Raw genomic sequence first — 20,388 nt, forward strand, 5'->3', positions numbered from 1 at the left:
CTATGCACGTCATTTAGACGTGTTGTGATGCAACGTATCATAAGGCCTGTCGCGCATATGCGGCGGGCCTTATGTTATGTGGCTGTGAACACTTGTGCATAAGAGTGTGATTCATGGGGCAAGTCCGATACGCTGGGGTTGTCGCATGAGTGAATGTTCTGAAAGGACGACGATGACCGAGAACAATTGGGAACGTGTGGAAGGTGTCATGATCGGCCGTCACGCTGATCCGAAGATGGTTGTGGAGTATCTTAATGAGCGTCACATCCTTTCACAGATTGAGTGGTATCCGATTTCCCCGCAATTATTAGGTGTGTGTTTTGCTCAAAATTCAGATCGCGCGATCGCGGTAGTCACACCGGATGGGCAGGATTTGCAGGCTGGTGCTCCTGTCGAACAGTTCGTGAATGAATTAGCTGAATTTTTTGAGGCTGAGGTTCGCGCGGGTGATTACCGTTCAGATTATTTAGTCGAACCGATAATCAACATGCCTGAATTATTTGATGAGGATGATGAAGGCTGGATAGAGCCTGAGGGGACTCGTGTTGTCGAAGTGGGGCGTACCCCGCTGTCCTCTGTTCCGGTGTTGGCGGCTCTTGAAGGCTGTGATGTGGGTGTTGTTGAGCTGGGCTCGGATTGTCGTGCTTTGCTGACGGAAATGCCTGTGGACAAAGTTGGATGGAATTTTGGTTCCCTGCCCCTTGTTTCGCTTTCCTTACGTGAGGGCGCTCTTTATGCTTCCGTCGTCTTTGATGACCATTTTGAAAGTACTGTGAGTTATACGTGGGGTATGGAGCATGTGTTGACAGGTGTTCCTGCAGGTAAGGCTGCTTCTATTCCGGTGGATATTCGTGATCTGGTCGGTGATGGTTTAGATCTTGATGTGATTGCTGCTTTTGTTCCAGATGCGGATGCTGAGGCTTTGCGGAGGACAGCTTGTATGCGTGGGGATGAGTCTGTGTATGCGGTGGTGCGCGCTTTGGGCTTGCCGCGGGGGATTGCGTCTTTCCTTTTAGGGGAGTCTGTTCTTGATGAGGTGCCTGATGCGCGGGTTTATGAGGCGCGACGGATTTCGCAAGCAATTGGTCGTAGCGTTGACATGATGTTGGAAGATCGTGAAGCGGTAGTGCATCCAGGTTTTGCTGCCTATCGTGCTTTAGATTTGGATCGCCCGTGGATTGTGCGGACGGGTGCGGCTGCGGAAGCTGTTGTAGGGGCTGGCTTGGTTGCGTGGGCTGCTCGTAGCCGTAAGCCGCGTTCTGTATGGAGTGTTGTGGGAGCTTTAGCAGGAACAGCTATGTTGGTGGATTCTGTTGCTGAATTGTTTTTAGCGAAGTATGTACGACAACGTGTTGATCGTTCCTAGTTCAAGCGAGGGCATGTAGCGTCACCCTCACGCACCGTTTGTGGTGCGTGAGGGTGTTTTTTCTGTTGTGTGTTTATTTGTGTGATGGAGTGTTGGTGGGCGCAGGTATTTTATATTCATATTTTGCATTTATGAATAATTCTTTAATTACTTTTGATAAAAATATGTGATTTTTACAATGAATAGTATTTTCGGCTTGAAAGAAAAGAATTTTTCTGTACAAAATCCCCAAAAAATTTGACGGGGGGGGGGGGTGGTTCCTATAGAGTCAAATATTGTATTTCTGCTGAATCCCAGACAGAAAACGTACATGTTAGATGGAGCAAGTAATGGTTAACAAAAAAGCTCGCCATACTTCGCATAGATCGGCTAGAGTTGGCGTAGTTTCAGCGCTCACAGCTTCGCTGTTGGGCGCTTCTTTAGTGCTACCTGCAAGCAGTGTTACATTTGCTGCCTCTAGCGATAGCGATCCTACTGCGACCTGCGCGGCAGGTAACCCCCTGTCTGCTTACCAGCCAAAAGAGATTACACCCACAACGACAGTGCGGTTTGAAACGACAGCGACGAACACGCCACCTACTGTCAATAGGCCAAAAACTGCCTCAATGGAAATGGTATTCACCGGAGAAGGTGCGAATGCCATTCATCCAGGAGACTGGCTTTACGTCTACAGCCAGAACCTACCGATTGAATTCGCTCGCGTTGTTACTGTGGATGTCAACGGTGAACAGATTCCAATTGCAACAGTTGAACGCGAAGAATATGTCAGTGATTACTACCGCGCAATGGATTCCGACGATCCTACACGCTTTAACATCTCTGCTGACAATAACCCAGTAATCAAGGGTTTCAAATACAAAATCACCTTCAACCAAAACGTTGAAGGCCTAAAAGATATACACATCACGACGACTCTAGCTAATGCGCAGCAGTCAATTGCCTATACCAAGAACACAACCATTAAATTCCTGGTGCAGGTTAACGGAGTGACTCAGGCCGAGCAAAACATCGACGTTCCAGCGTGGAATAGTGGCGTTGGAGCAAGTAGGAGCTACGCCCGCACAGACAGGAACAATGGGAGCGGTTCCTATGCTCGTATGAATGTCTTTTCATACGATGCGCGTACGCTCAGTACAGACATTAACGACCGCAAATTTATGAAGGACTTCAACTCTGATGGCGTCCTCGTGTTCAACGGTGAAGTCGGCGGCCTGCCCAAAGGTTTTGTTGCAACGATTTCTCCGAAGACAACCAACCCGAATCAATGGACATGGGCTGACTCCAACATTGTTGGCTCTAAGCTTCCGGTTTACTACATGCCCTATGACCTCAACAACGCTGCGCAAACCGGTAACTCAACGGATCACACAGCCTTTGTCACCCCAGACAATATGTATGCCATCATCGAGCGCATCAGTGCCGATAAGCGAACTGCGACAGTTCGATTCGTCGGTGACTACTCGCAACCCGGTTTCATTGTCATGGGGACACTTAACCCTTCTAAGGTTCCTGAAGGAAAAATGGGCACCTTTGGCATCAACTTCGATCGTGGCGTCACAGAATGGAGCCGCACGAATGTAGGAGCCCAAGGATACAATGAAGCCATCATTGTGGATGCAAACGAAAACTCCACTGCGACAACATCTGACACCGGTTACAAACTGAATATGCCAAACCCCACCAACAGTGGGAATGCGCAATACGGGGCCAACAACCTATACAAGGCTTCACCGGCAAATGCTGGAAATCCTGAGGTACTCAAGCAGGGCGAAATTGTTGTTCACTACGTCGACACTGACGGCAACATCATCAAAGATGAAGTCGTGAGCACTCCTGCCGCTGCAGGTAACGTATGCTCACCCTACGACACTATCGCACAGCACCGTCCCGCCAGAATCGACGGCACAAACGGTTCCAAAGACGGCAAAACCTACACACGTGTTGCTGAAGGTGAGTACAACCTCGGTACCGTTCTAGCGCAAAGCAACTTGCTATCCGTAAAAGAAAGCAACGCGAACGCAGCTACTTTGAAGCCAGCCAACGCCGTTGACGGCACCACCCCTACAGGTCAAGTACTTCAAGGCACGTACCATGTCACCTACGTGTACGAACGTGCTGAAGGCTCCGTAACAATCAACTATGTAGACATCAACGGCAATAAGATCAAAGAACCTGTCAAAGACACTGTTAATGCAGCGATCGACACTGCCTACGACACCACCGCAGACGCTGACAACAAGCGTCCAGCTACTATCACCGCTGGCGGGAAAGTCTACAAGCTCGTTGAAAAAGGCACGCAGCCAGTAGGTGAAGTCGGCGAAAAACACAACCTCACCACCTCGCGGATCAAAGAAATCATCGCCCAAAACGACCCAACAGGTGCTGCACCTGACGGTGCCATTGTCACAGGCGATCGCGTCGTCACCTATGTTTATACAGAGGTGACAGGTGATGTCATCGTTCATTACGTTGACACTGAAGGTAACAAAATAAACGAAGACTTCACAGCAACCACGGGTGCGTCTTACACAACCCCATACAACACTGCTGAAGCAAAGTCAGACAAAATCACAAAGGAAAAGAAGGTTTACCGCCCCGCCCCAGCTGATACCTACACTGTGGGTACCGTAGGCGCGGACAACAACCTCACAACCTCCCTTAAAGACGGCGTGATTGGTGCAGACGCTGCTACCGGTGGCGCCCCATCCGGTACCGTCGGAAAGCCTCTGACAGAAGTCACCTATGTCTACAAAGAAGTGAAAGGCGATGTCGTTGTTCGCTACATGGACAACAACGGAAACCCACTCAGCGGCGGCGTAGGTAAATTCGACGGATCAAACAGGACCCTCACCATCGGTACAGTATCGGCTGACAATACGCTCAGCGCCACCGATAAAGATTCTGATTATCCGGCAGCAGTAAAGAACACGGAAACTTCATCTGTCGGCACAGCATATGACACCGCTGATAACTGGCCAACCACCATTGAAAAAGACGGTAAAGTTTATGAGCGTGTTGAAGCACTCACCGCTGGTATGCCAAATGGTGAAGTTGCTGAAGGCACAACCGTTGTCACCTACTACTACAAGGTGAAAGAAACACCCGCAAAGACAGGTAACGTGGTTGTCCACTACGTTGACACCGCAGGAAACGTGATCGCCAAAGAGGTCCCCGCCATCACAGGCGCTGCACTCGATAGCGATTACGACACAACCGAATACAAGCAACCCACCATTACCGATCTCAAGACCGGTAAAGTGTACAAGCGCGTAGCACAAGCGGGTAACCTCCCAGGCGTTGGCACTGTCGATGCAACAGGTCGTCTGACCACTGCTGATCCGGCAAACACCACTGGTTTTCTTTCCAAACCAGCCAACGAAACCGGTACCGTAGCTGAAGGCACTCTTGACGTTACTTACGTGTACGAAGAAGTGAAAGGCGACGTTATCGTTCGCTACACCGACACTGAAGGCAATCCGCTCCCAGGTACCGGTACCTTCGACGGCTCCGAGAGGACCCTGACGATCGCTGAGCTTTCTGCCGATAAAACCGCGGACCCAGCAGACCAGAATTATCCGGCAGCTGTGATGAATACGCCGCTTTCCTCGGTAGGCGCGGCATACAACACCACAGATAACAAGCCAAATAAAATCACCACCGCTGAAGGCAAAGTGTACGAACTCGTCTCAGCACGAACTGACGGACCTGAAGACGGCAAGGTGAAAGAAGGAACAACCGTCATCACCTACGTCTACAAGGAACTCAAAGGCAAAGTTGAAGTCACCTACGTCAGTACTGAGGGGACTCCAATCAAACCGAAACAGGACGTAGTTGCAGATGCCTCCATCGGTAGCGAATACAACTCGACCAGCGACACCTTGAAACCAGAAAAAATCACAGGTGACGATGGCAGGGTCTACAAGATCGTTACAGAAGCCAATAATTTCCCAGCAGTAGGTGACGTTGAAGAAAACGGTCACAAGAAAGAATCCGCTGCGGTAACCGGTAAAGTGACCGAAAAGGATCAGACCGTTACCTACGTCTACAAGGAAATCAAAGGCAACGTGAAGGTCACCTACGTGGACACGGAAGGCGTTGAAATTCACGCTCCACAGAACGCGGCCACAGATGCCTCCATTGGTAGCGACTACAACGCAACCGGTGACACCTTGAAGCCAGCAACCCTTGAAAAGGAAGGCAACACCTACGACCTGGTTGCCGCAGGTAATTACACTGTTGGCTTGGTCGATAAGGACGGTCATCAGGTTGATTCCGCCGGGATAACCGGTAAAGTCACTGAAAACGAACAAACCGTTACCTACGTGTACAAGCTGAGGAAGCCAGTAATAAAAGGAACTGTCAAGGTCACATACAAGGACATTGACGGTAATGAAATTGCTGATCCGAAGTTTGCTGCTCAAGAACAACCGGTAGGTAATTCCTACAACGCCACAACGGAAGAACTCAAGCCAGCAACCCTTGAAAAGGGCGGCAAGAAGTACAAGCTGGTTCCAGCAGGCACCTACAAGGTAGGTGGGGTTGATAGCAACAACCACCTCAAGGAATCAGATCCGATCGTTGGTGAAGTAAAAGAAAGCGAGCAGACAGTCACCTACATTTACCGCGAGGTGAAACCGCAAGGCGACGTCATCATCAACTACGTTGAACAAGGCACTGGCAAGGTTATCTCTGCCAAGGTGATCGACACTCCACAATCTGACGTTGGTACCGGCTACGACACCAAAGACCATAAGCCAGAGGTGATCGTCTACACCGATCCAGTCAGCGGCGAAAAGTCACTCTACGAGCTGGTGGGCCTGAAAGCCGACAGCAAACCAGAAGAAGGTACCGTCACTGAAGGGACCACTGAGGTAACGTACGAGTACAAGCTTGCTCCTCAGCCTGCTGATCCAGTTGGTTTCGTCACCGTCCAATACAAGGACACTGAAGGCAATGAGATCAGTCGTGAAGTTGTCGATGAAAAGAATGCTCCGATTGGCAAGCAGTACGACACCCTGACTGATAATCGTCTGGAGAAAATCACCACACCTGAGGGCAAGACCTACAAGATCGTGCCCGCTGGCAGCGACTACACCGTTGGCCCAGTAGATAAAGACGGTCGCCTTGAATCCTCCGATCCTGCCACCGGCATGGTCAAAGAAGGCTTCCAGACTGTTGTCTACATCTATCAAGAAGTCAAAGGTAACGTTATCGTCCACTACAAAGACACCGACGGCAAAACCATTGCCGAGGATGAGGAAGATACGCCTCTGGTTTCCACAGGTACGACCTACAACACTGACGATCACAAGCCGGGTACGATTCGTTCCGAAGGTAAGCTGTACAGGCTCATCCCTGAACGAACTGTCGGTAAAGAAAACGGCACAGTCGTTGAAGGTACTACCGAGGTCACCTATATCTACGAGTTGGTTCCAACGGGTAACGTGATCGTTCACTACGTTGACGAGAACGGTAATCCGATTGCTGAGGATGTCACCGACGAAATGGATAAGCCTGTAGGCGAATCCTATGACACCAATGATCGTCGTCGGAAGATCATCGAGAAGAACGGCAAGAAGTACGAGCTGGTCAGGGTCAAAGAAGGCGATAAGGAAACCGGCACGATTGTAGAAGGCGACACTAACGTGACGTACATCTACAAGCTGGTGGAAGAACCTCAGATGCCAACACCACTCGCACCGGAACCCTCTGCCCCAAGCACTCATGGTAAAGGCGGCAAGTCTTTGGCTCGGACAGGTGTATCACCAGCCTCGACACTAGTTAGCCTGAGCCTTGCGCTGCTCGGAATGGCATGTGTCAGCATCGTGCGACGTCGCCGCATTGATAGCTGAAAAGCCCCTGCTCTGACAAGTCATACATGATCTTGTCTAGGCATACCGCGGGTGGTTATCTTCCATGTGGAAGGTATCCACCCGCTTTTTCGTATATATGCCATATTTGCTGAGCGACAGTGAGGGTGATACCTAGGCGGTTGTTATCACGTAAGAGTTGCGCGCAGTCAGCTAGATATAGTCAACTACGCGCAATCAGCTAGGTGTAATAAACGACGCACCCCAATAGCAAGAGGTTACGCTGAAAGGTAAACTTTCCTCGCTTCTAGCGTGCAAGTGCCTCAGCAGGAAAATCTTGCGGACGATCAGTGAAAATGCCATCAACACCCCACGAGGCAAGCTCAGCAGCCTTCTCAAGAGTATTCACAGTCCACACATTCACTTGGAAACCTGCCTCATGTATTTCATGCACCTCAGCCTGTGTTAAACCATTCACATCCGGATGAATAGCACGGCACTCCAGCTCTGCCGCACCTTCTTGCCACGTAGGGCCAGGCTGATTTTCACGAGCAAAAAGCCAGCCAAGAGCAATATCAGGACGCTCACGATGGAAACGCGCGAGCATGTCATGGTCAAATGAGGACACAAGGAAATGCTCAACATCAACATCTTTAACCGCAACAACTAAGTTTTCCAGTAACTTATCACGCAAAGCCATACCACCAAAGCAGGGCTTAATCTCCATATTCATCATCATTGATTGGCGCTGCCCGAAAGTGAGCACATCAGCCAACTCAGGGACACGCTCAAAACGATACACGTCAGAGAACCAACGGCCAGCATCTAAACGACGCAAATCAGAATAGCCCTTGTCGTAGTATCCGCCTGTGCCGCTTGTTGTCCGATCCAACGTGTCATCGTGAATGACTAACAACGTGCCATCACCCATCACGTCAACATCAAATTCAAAACGGCGAGCACCGATCTCCATAGCTTTCGCAAAGGAGGCAATAGTGTTTTCTGGGGCTAGGGAGGAAGCTCCTCTATGGGCAAAAATACGTGGATAGCTAGTCATCAAAACTCCTTTTCAACAGTGGAAATTATCATTGTCACATGCGGTGTAACTGTCAAGTAAGTGGTTTTGGGTCTTTACTCATATACGGGTAACAGGCCTAAACCGGGAACAAAACGCATACGCGGTTGAGGGGCTTCCTGCGCCCACGAACCTGAATCAGGCGAAGCCTCTGGATCGTTTGACGCATCAGCGTGCCCAAGCATTCCATCAATCGGTTCATCTTCAAGGTGAACGGCTGACATCTCAAAAGTCGTATCAGCGCCAGAATCAAGCAGTACAGCTTCGTCACGTTTCATTGGGAGCACAGAATTCACATATGAGGAAATCACATCTTCCAAAGGTAAATCGTGACCGGCATTTTGTGCGCGAAACCAGCGGTGCTCTAAGAACTCGTGAAAGATTTGGCCGGGCGACAGCTTGGCGGCAAGCTGTGGTGGGATAGCGGAAATAACCGGCTCATACACATGTCGCATCCACTCATGTGCAACCAGTTCCAAAGGCCTATCCAATTGCTCAGTGACTGCGCGGTAAGTTTTTAAATCATTTAACATGCGCCGAGCTTGCTGTTCTTCCACATCCAAACCAGTTAAACGCATGAGGCGACGATGATAATGACCTGCATCCACAACTTTCGGCTGGATAACGATATGGCGACCATCACGATCAGACTTAATTTGCAACTCACCGACATTAAAACCTAAACGATTCAAGCGTTCAATGCGGTCTTGAACTTTCCAACGCTGATCCACAGAAATAGATTCTTCTGCGGTAAGCTCATTCCACAGTTCATTGTAACGAGTTCGGATGCGGTCACCGACCTCAATGGGATCATCCTCTGAAGGAAAATAGGATCCTGCTTGCAAATCCATAAGCTCCCCAATGATGTTGATACGGGCCAGATCAACGTCATAAGTGCGTTGGCCTTCTGTGAGGCCTTCAGGGTGAAGCTCCCCGGTTTCCGCATCAACAAGATACGCAGAAAAAGAACCCGCATCACGACGAAACAAAGTATTCGACAAAGAAACATCGCCCCAATAAAAGCCAAGCAGATGTAAACGCACCAATAGGACCGCAAGCGCGTCAATGAGACGTGTCGCCGTGTCCTCAGTCATGTACTTGCTAAAAAGCGCGCGATAAGGCAAAGAAAACTGCAAATGCTCTGTCACTAGGACTGCGGGAAGCTCCTCATTCTGCGCATCTGTTCGCCCGGTGATAACCGCAGTTGGTAGGACTGAGGGGGCTTGTAGGCGCGACAGATCACGCAGGAGCTCATACTCCTTATGAGCTACCGTTTCACCGATTTCTTTGACAGCGATCACTCGGTCAGATAAATGAACAAAACGTACCACATGTCGTGATAATCCACGTGGCAAGGCTGCGAGGATATCAGCAGGCCAGTCCTCTAATGGAAGTTCCCACGGAAGATCAAGGAGTGCTGGATCAACGGTGGAAGCCGTAATCTCCAAAGCGTGAAGCATGGGCTTATTCTCTCATTTTTGAGGGCGGCGGACAGTATGTGTGTATGTGGGAGAAAAGAAAAGCTCAGCCTCAACCAGAAAATAACGAGCGTCGGCCCTACCCGTAGATAAAGCCGACGCTGTGAATATGTATAACCCGACATGCGTGCAGGTTACTGGAAATACTTACTCAGGCAAACGCACACCGGTAGCTGCACTGAAGTTGTGCTGCTGCCCCTCACGAATACGTGTATGAATAACGCCACCACGGTCAGGAGCTGTACGCGGAGGAACACGCACAATGAGCTGCTTAGCGCTCCCCTCGCTACCAGAACCCAAGCCCTCAGCAGAACCTGCAAGGTGACCGTACACGTAGGCATCAGACCCCAGTTCCTCAACGAAATCAACTTCGATTGGAATGGTGTTCTCTGTTCCCTCAGGAACAACTTCAAGTCCTTCAGGGCGGAAACCAATGGTGATTTGCCCACCATCTTCAGGTGTGAGTGCAGCTAAAGTGGCCTCTGACAACGGGATACGTGCAGGACCAAGCTTTGCGACGTTACCTTCTACATCGAACTTCCCAAGATTCATCGCAGGCGAACCAATGAAACCTGCAACGAACTCATTAGCGGGACGTTCATACATTTCCTGAGGCGTGCCGACCTGCTGCAAAATACCGCCAGCAAGAACCGCGATACGGTCACCCATAGTCAGAGCTTCCGTTTGGTCGTGAGTAACATACACGGTTGTGACACCGAGTTCACGCTGCAAAGAAGCAATCTGAGTACGGGTTTGCACACGAAGCTTCGCATCCAAGTTCGATAAAGGCTCATCCATAAGGAACACTTGCGGCTTACGCACGATAGCGCGTCCCATAGCGACACGCTGACGCTGGCCGCCAGAAAGCGCCTTAGGCTTACGATCCAAATAGGGTTCCAAGTCAAGAATCTTTGCCGCTTCATCGACACGACGCTTGATTTCGTCTTTCGGAGTACCAGCAATTTTCAGTGCGAAGCCCATGTTTTCGCGGACAGTCATATGCGGGTACAGCGCGTAGTTCTGGAAAACCATAGCGATGTCACGGTTCTTTGGCTGAACATCAGTCACATCACGATCGCCAATCAAAATACGACCAGAGTTCACGTCCTCTAAACCTGCGAGCATACGCAAAGACGTGGATTTGCCGCATCCAGATGGGCCAACAAGGACAAGGAATTCACCATCGGCGATTTCAAGATCCAAGCTATCAACAGCGGGTTTGTCAGAACCCGGGTAAATACGGGTTGCTTTCTCGAAAGTTACGGTTGCCATAACGTTCTCCTCCACCGGCAGGTACGTGCCGGACGATCCGAGTGGGGACACACTAGCGTCTTCACCAATGTGGAACATGCGTAAACGATATTGTCTGCACACGTACAAGTGCGAATGTACCATTTGTTTCCCTGAAAAGCCACCCATAATCGTGGAATGAGTGCTACATCCGGTGTCATCGGTGTCGCCGGTGCCGCACGGGGTGAGGTGCATCAATAAAAGATGCCGGGAATAGATCGTGAAATTTTGACGCAAGACAGAATGACGCAGAAAGGGGGGCATACTGACTCATCGGCCCATATGCATAGGAACAGTCATCTTTGGCTCTAGCTGTAGCAGCTTCGTCGATGCATCGGCCCATATGCATAGGAGCACTCAGGGCAAACACAAGGAGTACCCTTTTGTGCACGTGTCACCGGCCCGGAAGCTTTTCCTGCGTTAGTCTGTTCAGGTGAGTGTTTCGCAGTATGTAGGAGGCTATCGCCTGTTGCATCGCCTAGGCATAGGCGGCGCAGGTACAGTGTGGTGCGCCGAAGATGAAGGCGGCCAAAAAGTCGCCCTCAAAATGCTGCATCCGGCTTTGGCAGCCACGGACGAAGCCCGGGCGCGCCTCGTACGTGAAGCACGTCTGGTCAATGCTGTACGCGGTGGCGGGGTTGCTCATGTGCTCGACATTGAGGTGGATGACTACCAGCCTTTCGTGGTTTCTGAACTGATCGAAGGTCCTTCCCTTGCTGAAATATTGACGCGAGGACCGCTACCTGTCACTGATGTTGCTGCACTGAGCCGGGGCCTCTATGACACTTTATGCCGTATCCACACGGCCAAAATTGTTCACCGTGATGTGAAGCCCTCAAATATTATTTATTCGCCGCACGGACCTGTTCTTATTGATTTTGGTATCGCATTGAGTGAGGACGATACTCGCTTCACACAAACAGGTTTAATCTCAGGGACGGCTGGTTTTACGGCCCCTGAGCTTCTGCGCGGGCAACCTGCGAACCCTGCAAGCGATTGGTGGGCTTTCGCCGCCACTCTTTTATACGCATTATCAGGGCAACCTCCTTTTGGTCGCGGAAATTCAGCGCACGTCCTTGCTCAAGTCATGAACGGAACACCAGATGTGCGGGGGCTACCTACTGAATTGGTCCCTTATTTCATGGAAGCATTATCGCCGGAACTGAGGACACGCCCAGCGCCGCACGTCCTTGTTGAAGCTATAGAAAAATACGCGCGTACATGCCCGCACCCTGCGCCTTCCTCTGTCGTTCAAACGCTCGCATTACCAATGGGTGCCCCCTTAGATGCGTATGAGACACGTACCCCTGACCCTCATGATAGGACGCAAATTCCAGAACCGGACTCAGGATCAGAAGCCACCGTTGCCCTTCACTCATCATCGCCCTATGAGATTGCTGGGGCTACAACCCCGCTCCTCGAAAATCCCCAGAGAATTCACCAAGAGGACTACAGAGCGTCACAAATATCTGAATCAGGTGCCACAAACCCTAAGGAAGGCGCAGATCCTGCAAGTATTGTGGGGGCCACGGAAACCCTGCACAGGCACGAGAGGCCCTTGCTGCCTACAGCCGCCTTGCCGGTGGAAGGAACGTATCCGCCTCAGGAACTATTACAGGATACGTATAGCGACAACAAAGGCGTGTATAGCAATGACAGGGCAGTGGGGGGATCCTACGAGGAAAGTATTTTTACACCGCAGGAAAACGAACAACCATATACTCCCCGTGCTCCACGGCCAGCACATGCCTTGAGCGTGGCATCGTTACTGCTTATTGCGACGGTTCCTGTCATAGCTGGGGCCGCAGGATTATTCGTTGTCGTTTGCGCTCTTGTGTGCCTGGGAATGGTGGGGGCCATCCACGATGGTCGAGAACGTCGTCGCGCCCGTCACGGGGTATTGCGTTGGAATGACATGTGGGCACTTTTTTTCATGTCACCGCTGAAATTGGTGGAGGTCGTCCTCTCTTTAAGTGCGGCAGCTTTAATATCGGGGATTGTGACAGCGGGGCTGTGGCGCCTCATCTATGAATATCTGCGCACACATGCACGCGGGATAGGAGTTATCCACATAGGACAATGGAAAATCCTGCATGTGCCTGAAATCACGTGGCCGTGGGATGTGGTGACATCGGCGCAAGGAAACCTAGGGACAGATTCGTGGGTGAGCGCACCGCCGATGTTCCTTATCATCGTTTTCTTAGTGTGGTTTTTCCTTTTCCTGCTGTGGGTTTTCCCTACCTCACGCCACCTGCGACGCGGATCAGCTTGCGTTTTCCAGTTTTTCCTACCTGCATGGTGGGCCAGAGCCATAGCTGTTATTTTAGTTATCCTTGCCACAGGAGCTTTATGGATGGTGATAACAGGCGGCTGATGTTATCGCGCGATTCCTTACAAGGGCCGCTACTGTTTATCTATATTTCACTCATCTGATTAAAGGTGTTTGTCATGGCAAAAGAGACTTCTTCACAAGATTCCGTGCGTTTGAAGGCGCAACAAATGCGCGCAGAACAAGCACGTAAAGATCGCCGAATCAAGATAACGATTATTTCCGTTGTGCTTGTTGTGGTTTTAGGTATCGCTGCTGCGGTAGCTGTTGTCATCGGCCAGAAAGTATCTGCTGAGCGTGCGGCACGTAATGTGGACCCCGTGTCAGTTTTCGGTACTTTTGCCGAGGGTGAGCCTATCCTTTACTCGCATAAAGGCGTAGGTCAGGTGGATGATTCTATTCCTACTCTTGTGGAATATTTCGACTATTCCTGCCACGTTTGCGTTAACGTGGATGCTCTTTTCGGTAAAGAACTAACTGAAGGCGCCGATAAAGGGGAATATAACATTGAGTATCGCTCAGTTCGCACAGTCGATATGGCCTATCAACATGCGGCAACTGCTGCTTCGTTAGTAGTTGCACAAAAGGCTCCTGAGCGTTGGGCTGATTTCCACCATGCTTTAATGGCTTACTTTAAGTCGCAGTATGACAACGGTAAAGGGCATGTAGTAAACGATGCTGATGCCTCCTACCAGCAGGTGAAAAAAATCGCTGAGCAAGTAGGGATTTCCGCTGATGTGATCGGTATCTTCCCCTATGGGTCTGTGGCTGACCATTATCTGGATGTGGCTTCGCAAGCATGGCGTGAAGCAACGGTAGAAGGCCGCGCTGGTTTAGGTACACCAGAATTTGTTGCTCACGGAAAAGCTGTGAAGCTGCAAGGTAAGACTGGTGCGGAATTGTTGGATTCTGTTCGCGCTGCCCTTGAGGTCAAAAAATAATGAAACTCGTCTCATAGAGGGGTTTCAATTTGTTTCCCATGCTCTGTTCATGACAGACTATGGGACGCGCCACCTTAGCTCAGTTGGTAGAGCACCCGCCTTGTAAGCGGACGGTCGTGGGTTCGAGTCCCACAGGTGGCTCTCATTTTTATAAGCCACAGTTTTTACGGCAACTGCTAAAGATTCCGCCGTCTACGACTTGCTATTAGCCTTGATTAGAGCGTGTATGTACGTGACGCAAAAACAGGAGCCGATGCCATGAAATACGACAACCTACTGACAATCCAAATCCGGATGGACTATCGCCAGGCCAAGTTCCTTCTGGAGAATCTAGCCGCCCAGAACACCAACGAGTGGATGGAAGCATTCCGAGCTCAAAACCACATTGCCGAGACCCTCGGCATCACATACCGCAAACTGCCGTGACTGGCGCCTTGCCTGCGGGCAACCTGCGCTTAGCTAGGGCTCAGGTGAAAAAGTGAAAATCAATAGCGCTATAAGAAATGTGTTGGCGGTTCCTGGCCTGCCGGCGTGGCCGTGGCGGAACCAGTGGTGGCGGCTACGGTCTGGTGTGCACTCCATACCCATGCCGCAATGCGAACGCGTTACTTATTGTGTGGCGTGCTGGGTTCTGCCAACTTGTCGTGTACCGAGTCGGGTAAGGTGTCGGGGTTGGTGCCAGCCAGATTGCGCAGCAGCGGGTTCAGCAGACTGCCGATGAGAACCGGCTCGCGAGTAGCATCGATTGGGTCCATGTGACTGTTTACACCTCCTTTCAACATTGTCTGGTTCTGTTTTGCGTTCCTGAAGAAAGTTACGGCGAAACTGAAGAGTTTAGCTAGAATGAGGCCGATAGTACGGTTCTCGTTTTAGCTGTGCTGTTTGCTTCGATATCCACGGTAGAAAAGTGGGTGTCGCTGAGCGGCGGTCTGCCGATGAGTAGCGATGGATTGCGATGGATCAGCCGGGAAGGAGGGTGCTGTGACCTACGAGACAAGGTTCAAAAAAGTGTTTGATATGCTCAGGAAAAACGTGAAAGGCACCCGAAACATGGGCAAGTTCGCATGCGAGATCTTCGACATGGGTCTGAAAGATGACACAACTCCAAGAAACCGCCGGAGTAAGCGCCGCCACCATCGCCAAACTTGGACGTGGGGACAACGTCACCACCGAAGTGCTGCTACGTATTGCCACAGCACTCGAATGCGGCGTCGAAGACCTTTTTGAAACATCCGACATCAAGTCTCCTGATTCGCTAGCGAGAGGCACTTGCTTGGATATGTCCCAATACAGCCACGATATGCCTTCGGGAATCTGATGATTTGGAAAGCAGTAGAAGATAAGCATGTGGAGATTTGAAATATGGCTCGGCTAAACCTTAAAGCGATTGAAGAACGCGTCAAACCTTTGGGTAACCATGACTATTATGACCGTGAGTTCATCTATGATCTCTTGCTCGCTTATGGAAAGCCGAAGAGCAGTATTACGCGGCTTCGTTCTGGAGCTATCAATGTTGCTGAAGACCCGGTTTGTGAGGTTGCCCAGAAGAATGTGGTCTACTTTAAGGAGTCGCAAAATGATTCCGTAGACCTATTGTTGGAGATTGAACGTTTGCGCACAGCAGCGCACGTGAAGCGTTATACCCCGCGTTTCATCATAGTGACCGATTATGCCGAGATGCTCGCGTGGGATATGAAAACAGGCGAGAATTTGATTATTCCGTTGCGAGATATCGCCAAGCATTTCACGTTCTTCCTGCCGTGGGCGGGTATGGAAAAAGCCCAGTATGTGGCCGAAGCGCACGCTGATGTCAAAGCAGCAGAGCAGATGGGCAAACTCTTCGACGAACTACTGCACGCAAACCCAGAGCTTTTGGATCATCCGGAACGTCGCCACGGTCTCAACGTATTCTTCACCCGATTGTTGTTTTGCTACTTCGCTGAGGACACGGGGATCTTCGCGCCAAATCAATTCACCAACGCAGTGGGTTCGCAAACTTTAGAAGACGGCTCTGATACCCAAGAGTTTTTAACCGATCTATTTGAAGCGCTTGATACTGCAACTCCCGAAGATAAGCCCTCACATTTACAAGCCTTCCCCTACGTCAACGGGCGCTTGTTTTCAAAAGATCAATCCCTTACAGTTCCTGTTTTTACGAAACAGGCCCGCACGATGCTTATTAACCTTGGCAAGTTGATTTGGCAGGAAATCAACCCCGATATTTTCGGCTCTATGTTTCAAGCAATCGTTACTCCGGGAAAAAGATCTGACCTGGGACAGCACTACACCTCGGTGCCAAACATTCTCAAAACCATAGAGCCCCTCTTCTTGGATGAATTACGCGAAGAGTTTGATGCAAACTATGACAAAGCAAAACAACTTGAAAAACTATTAGAGCGCATTTCTCAAATCAAGGTTTTCGATCCTGCGTGTGGATCTGGGAATTTTTTAGTTATTGCCTACAAGGAACTTCGTAAACTTGAGCATTCGATCTTAGAGCGATTAGCAGACCTGAATCCCGCATATGCCACATTGTTCACGGATTCTAAGATCAGCATTGAAAACTTCTTCGGCATCGAAATTGATGATTTCGCTGTTGAGGTGGCAATTCTGTCTTTGTGGATTGCCAAGCATCAAATGAACCAAGAGTTCAAGGAGAAATTTGGCACCTCCATCCCTCTGATTCCTTTGAAAGAAAGCGGCCATATCCGTGCCGGTAACGCTGCCCGCATTGAGTGGAGTGAAGTCTGCCCCAACAACGGACGCGATGAGCTCTACCTTATTGGCAATCCTCCCTACGTGGGAAGTTCAATGCAGGATTCCACTCAAAAAGCTGACTTCATTCACGTATTCAAGGAGCAGCCATTCTCAAAAAAGCTCGACTACGTAACACTTTGGATTATTAAAGGTGCTCAATATATCAAGGGCACTGAGGCGCGACTGGCGTTTGTAACAACTAACTCCATCACCCAAGGTGAGCATGTCGGACTATTATTTCCTTCAATTTTTGAAATGGGAATTGAAATTGGCTACGCCTACACGTCATTTAAATGGCAAAACAATGCCAAGCACAATGCCGGTGTCAGTGTCGTGGTCATGAGTTTAAGGAACGCATCTAGCGCCGCAAAATTCTTATTTCAGGACGATTTGCGCGTCAGGGTTAAAAACATTAGCCCGTATTTGTCTGACAATTCTAATGTTGTTGTGACTTCTCGTCCTAAACCAATTGCTAGATTTATGCCTCAAATGCTTTTCGGTTCAAAACCAACAGATGGTGGTCATCTAATACTTTCGGAACAAGAGTGTCGGGATTTGCTTGCCATGCAACCTGAGGCTGCTCGTTTTATAAAAAAATATTGTGGCTCAAATGAGTTTATCAATGGAAAATTACGTCATTGTATTTGGGTTCAGGATGATGAGGTATCTGCTGCAGCTGGAATTGCTGAACTCAAAAGAAGATTTAAACTGGTATCCGAATCGCGGCTAGCAAGCAAGAAACAAGCAACCCAAGCTCTGGAAGATGTGCCTTATAGGTTTGCAGAGCCTCGCTACAAGCCAACTGATTCGATTATTGTACCGAGGGTATCGTCTGAGCGGCGCGAGTATATTCCGATAGGCTATTTGGGTTCAGACACTGTTATTTCGAACCTTGCCTATGCCATTTACGATGCCGACCCTTGGGCCTTTGCATTATTGACATCGAAAATACACATGGTGTGGACGGCAGCGGTTTGTGGGCGTCTTGAAAGTCGATTCAGTTACTCGAATACCATTGTGTACAACAATTTCCCCGTCCCGCCCCTAAGTGACCACGTTAAGCAGAACCTGACAGAGCTGGCCTTTCGGGTGTTGGATGTTCGTGAATATTACTGTGAGTGCACGCTGGCTGAACTTTACGATCCAGACAGGATGCCACTTGATCTCAGGGAAGCACACGCGGCCATCGATGTAGCAGTCGATCGTATTTACCGTCAGAAGCCCTTTGAATCTGATGAAGAACGGCTCAGTATGCTTTTTGCTTTGTATGAGCAGTTGATTGAAGAAGAGCGGATTCAGTTGGAAGCCGTAAAAGTGACTAAAAAGCCTCGTCGTAGCAGGAAGGTGCAGGCATGAGCCCCAAAATTGAAGAATTCACGAATATTGTTGATGTGTCGTATGCCCAAGACGGTACCTCGGTAAATACTGACGCTATGGGCATGCGTGAAATGCAGCGGCGTGTCTTTGAGCAACGTGCCCGCCAGTATCTTTTGGTGAAGGCGCCACCGGCATCGGGTAAATCACGTGCTCTGATGTTTGTGGGCCTGGACAAGTTGTACAACCAGGGGCGAAAAAAGGTGATTGTGGCGGTGCCAGAGCGTTCCATCGGTGCGTCTTTTGCCCCCACGAAACTCACCGAGCATGGATTTTTTGCTGACTGGGAAGTACCAGACAAGAATAATCTGTGCACACCAGGCTCGTCACAATCAAAAGTTAACGCATTCGTTGACTTCCTTCAAAGCAGTGACCCGGTGCTCATTTGCACGCACGCCACCCTACGTTTTGCATTCGAAAAACTAGCACCAGAGGCATTCAACGGCACAGTACTGGCGATCGACGAATTCCACCATGTGTCAGCTGATCTGGAAGCCAGCCGGCTAGGGATGCTGCTGCATGACATTATGGCTGGTTCCGATGCTCATATCGTCGCGATGACCGGCTCATATTTCCGGGGCGACTCAGTACCGGTGCTGTCCCCGGCAGACGAAGCGAAGTTCACCCCCGTAACCTTCAACTATTACGACCAGCTCAACGGCTACCGCTTCCTCAAAGCTCTAGGGATCGGCCACCACTTCTACCAAGGACGCTACACCGAAGCCATCAATGAAGTGCTGGATCTGGATAAGAAAACCATCATTCACATTCCGAATGTGAACTCCGGTGAATCCACCAAGGACAAGCTGGAAGAAGTAGGCTTCCTTCTAGACGCCATTGGGGTTGTCGAACGCACCGACCCGAATACGGGGATCATTGAGGTTCGCCGCCGCGACAACGGGCAAATCCTGCGGGTCGCCGACTTGGTGGATGACACTGACCAGAAAGCTCGTGCTGAAACGCTGCATTACCTTTCCACAGTGGCTTCTAAAGAGCGTGATGGGGTGGACATCATCATTGCGCTGGGCATGGCCAAGGAAGGCTTCGACTGGCCTTTCGCAGAGCATGCACTGACAGTGGGTTACCGTGCTTCTCTAACTGAAATCATTCAGATAATCGGGCGCGTTACCCGTGACTGCGAAGGCAAGCCCCGCGCACAGTTCACGAACCTCATCGCTGAACCCGACGCTTCACAAGCTGAAGTCACGGTAACAGTCAACAACATGCTCAAAGCCATTACCGCGTCTTTACTCATGGAACAAGTATTGGCACAAAACTTTGAGTTCAAAACCAAACGCAGCGACGATGATGAGAATGAGCCAGGAAAGCTACGGATTCGCGGGTTCAAAGAGCCTTCCACTGACCGTGTGCGACAAATCGTCACCGCTGACTTGAACGATTTGAAAGCAAACATTCTTCAAGACGACATGTTCGTCCGTGCTGCTGCCGGAAGCTTAGATGCCGAAACCACTAACAAGGTACTCATCCCGAAGATTATTCGCGACCGTTACCCAGACCTAACCGAAACAGAAGTAGAAGAAGTTCGTCAACACGTGGTGGTGGACTCAGTGATCAAAAATGGTGAAGTACGCGAAGTTGGGGACAAACGCTTCGTGCGTATGGGTGAAAAATTCGTCAACATTGACGACATCCACATCAACCTGATTGATAGCGTCAATCCCTTCCAACGTGCTTTTGAAGTGCTGTCGAAATCTGTTACTCCCAATGTGCTACGACTCATTTCCGACAGCATTGCTGCCACTCGCATCCAGATCACCCCAGATGAAGCACTGGCTTTGTTCCCCAAGATCCAGCTATGGTCAAAGACCCATGGTGGTAAACGTCCTGACCGGCGCTCTGAAGATGCTACCGAACGCAAATACGCAGAAGCGCTGCTGGTATTGCAAAAGCTGAAGCGTGAGCGTCAACAGGGTGTGGCGCAGCAGAAAGCGAAGGAGGAGTAAAACG

Annotated in this window: 12 protein-coding genes and 1 tRNA gene; 9 read left to right on the plus strand and 4 right to left on the minus strand. The window is 50.1% G+C overall.

Going from position 1 to position 20,388, the window contains the following annotated elements:
- Positions 1 to 172: 172 nt before the first annotated feature.
- Both LRP54_RS05515 and LRP54_RS05520 read left to right on the plus strand, forming a co-directional pair.
- Positions 173 to 1,366, plus strand: a complete 1,194-nt coding sequence (locus LRP54_RS05515) for a hypothetical protein (protein ID WP_231205599.1) — start codon at positions 173 to 175, stop codon at positions 1,364 to 1,366.
- 329 nt (positions 1,367 to 1,695) lie between these two features.
- Entirely contained in the window at positions 1,696 to 7,218 is a 5,523-nt protein-coding gene (locus LRP54_RS05520; protein ID WP_231235296.1) for a MucBP domain-containing protein, read from the plus strand.
- A gap of 265 nt (positions 7,219 to 7,483) precedes the next feature.
- Here the strand turns inward: LRP54_RS05520 and LRP54_RS05525 are convergent, their stop codons facing one another.
- The 3 genes from LRP54_RS05525 to LRP54_RS05535 form a co-directional block, all read right to left on the minus strand.
- Positions 7,484 to 8,233, minus strand: coding sequence for a glycerophosphodiester phosphodiesterase family protein (locus LRP54_RS05525; RefSeq protein ID WP_231235297.1), 750 nt, complete (start codon positions 8,231 to 8,233; stop codon positions 7,484 to 7,486).
- Between the two features lie 74 nt (positions 8,234 to 8,307).
- Positions 8,308 to 9,711 (minus strand): DUF4032 domain-containing protein, encoded by a 1,404-nt coding sequence (locus LRP54_RS05530; protein WP_231205596.1) that lies wholly within the window; start codon positions 9,709 to 9,711, stop codon positions 8,308 to 8,310.
- Positions 9,712 to 9,876: 165 nt separating this feature from the next.
- Positions 9,877 to 11,001, minus strand: coding sequence for an ABC transporter ATP-binding protein (locus tag LRP54_RS05535; RefSeq protein ID WP_231205784.1), 1,125 nt, complete (start codon positions 10,999 to 11,001; stop codon positions 9,877 to 9,879).
- A 451-nt stretch (positions 11,002 to 11,452) separates the two neighbouring features.
- On the opposite strand from LRP54_RS05535, the gene LRP54_RS05540 reads away from it, so the two are divergent.
- From LRP54_RS05540 to LRP54_RS05555, 4 genes are all read left to right on the plus strand, one after another.
- Positions 11,453 to 13,393 (plus strand): serine/threonine-protein kinase, encoded by a 1,941-nt coding sequence (locus LRP54_RS05540; RefSeq protein WP_231235298.1) that lies wholly within the window; start codon positions 11,453 to 11,455, stop codon positions 13,391 to 13,393.
- A gap of 74 nt (positions 13,394 to 13,467) precedes the next feature.
- Positions 13,468 to 14,289, plus strand: a complete 822-nt coding sequence (locus tag LRP54_RS05545; RefSeq protein ID WP_231235299.1) for a DsbA family protein — start codon at positions 13,468 to 13,470, stop codon at positions 14,287 to 14,289.
- Between the two features lie 68 nt (positions 14,290 to 14,357).
- Positions 14,358 to 14,430 (plus strand) — tRNA-Thr (locus tag LRP54_RS05550).
- Positions 14,431 to 14,547: 117 nt separating this feature from the next.
- Positions 14,548 to 14,715 carry a hypothetical protein gene (locus LRP54_RS05555; RefSeq protein ID WP_231235300.1) on the plus strand — a complete coding sequence of 56 codons (168 nt, stop codon included), beginning with the start codon at positions 14,548 to 14,550 and terminating at the stop codon, positions 14,713 to 14,715.
- A gap of 179 nt (positions 14,716 to 14,894) precedes the next feature.
- Here LRP54_RS05555 and LRP54_RS05560 read toward each other — a convergent pair whose 3' ends face one another.
- Positions 14,895 to 15,044, minus strand: coding sequence for a hypothetical protein (locus LRP54_RS05560; protein WP_231235301.1), 150 nt, complete (start codon positions 15,042 to 15,044; stop codon positions 14,895 to 14,897).
- Positions 15,045 to 15,382: 338 nt separating this feature from the next.
- Between LRP54_RS05560 and LRP54_RS05565 the strand changes: the two genes are divergently transcribed.
- From LRP54_RS05565 to LRP54_RS05575, 3 genes are read left to right on the plus strand one after another with little or no spacing between them, the layout of a single operon-like run.
- Entirely contained in the window at positions 15,383 to 15,607 is a 225-nt protein-coding gene (locus tag LRP54_RS05565) for a helix-turn-helix domain-containing protein (RefSeq protein WP_231235302.1), read from the plus strand.
- Positions 15,608 to 15,651: 44 nt separating this feature from the next.
- The gene (locus LRP54_RS05570; protein ID WP_231235303.1) at positions 15,652 to 18,402 is read left to right on the plus strand and encodes a DNA methyltransferase; all 2,751 of its coding nucleotides are present in this window, start codon (positions 15,652 to 15,654) and stop codon (positions 18,400 to 18,402) included.
- Positions 18,399 to 20,384, plus strand: a complete 1,986-nt coding sequence (locus tag LRP54_RS05575; protein WP_231235304.1) for a DEAD/DEAH box helicase — start codon at positions 18,399 to 18,401, stop codon at positions 20,382 to 20,384. The genes LRP54_RS05570 and LRP54_RS05575 overlap by 4 nt, the downstream gene beginning before the upstream one ends.
- Positions 20,385 to 20,388: the final 4 nt, after the last annotated feature.

The sequence above is a fragment of the Schaalia sp. lx-100 genome (genome assembly GCF_021083625.1).
GTDB lineage: Bacteria > Actinomycetota > Actinomycetes > Actinomycetales > Actinomycetaceae > Pauljensenia.